The following is an 878-nucleotide window of genomic DNA, read 5'->3' as shown; positions in this document are numbered from 1 at the left end:
CAGATCGCCGGTTGCTACGCCATTCAGTTCGGCGAGGCGAGACATAAACGCATTAAATTTAAAACGAGTTTGCTTGCGCATTTTTCTTCCTGTTTTTGTTCGGTTTTATCGGGTATGACTGCCTTAGCAGTCGGTCAGCACGTCTTGTGCGCTGTTGCCGCCGGTGGCATCCGGGCGCGCCTGCTGGCTGAAATCTTCCGAGATGGAAAGCTGGGCTTGCAGCGCGCTGAACGCATCGCTGCCGGTTTTTACCTGTTGCTTGAGGTCGGCAACCTGCTCGCTCAGTGCAGCGAATTTCTCGGTAAAGCGGGTGTCCGCTTCCTGCAACTGCTCGGCCACGGTCATCACGGCGCCTTCCATCTCGCCAAAGCGCACATCGTCGGTAGTTTGCTTGCGGCTAAACATCGCTTTGATGCGGGCAGAGAATGAGGCTTCCGGGTCAGCGACCGGCTCAAAATCGAAATGGACTTCCAGCGGCGCGGAGAACTCGACGTTCTCGTGGCGGCGGCTGAACTCCAGCATGTCAGTGCCGAGGCTCGCCGGGTCATCGGTGACGGCCAACCCGACCAGATACGACTTGCCGGTCTTGGCGAAATCGCGGCGGATCTCCATCGAGGTGAAAACCTTTTGGCCCGCGCCGACCATCGACACCAGATCGGCGGTCGGGGCCAGACTGGCATACAGCGCCCATTTGCCGTGCAACAGCGGTTCGTCCGGCTCGTCGATTTTCTCGGCCTTCAGCTCAACCACGCCGCCGTAACGACGAAAATAACCGTCCGGCAAAATCCCCTTGATGTGTTCCATGTTGATGCGGGCGCCGTACACCTTCGGGCTGTAGGTCGCGGCCATCTGCTGAATATCCGTAGCGCCGATCTCGC

Annotated in this window: 1 protein-coding gene; it reads right to left on the bottom strand. The window is 58.7% G+C overall.

The window, feature by feature from the left end; all coding sequences use genetic code 11:
* Positions 1-123: 123 nt before the first annotated feature.
* Positions 124-878: capsid scaffolding protein (locus ABAC460_RS47935; protein WP_023456044.1), on the bottom strand; the 755-nt coding region annotated here is incomplete at its 5' end.

The organism is Asticcacaulis sp. AC460, assembly GCF_000495795.1.
Lineage (GTDB): Bacteria > Pseudomonadota > Alphaproteobacteria > Caulobacterales > Caulobacteraceae > Asticcacaulis.
This window is presented reverse-complemented; position numbering and strand designations above follow the sequence as displayed.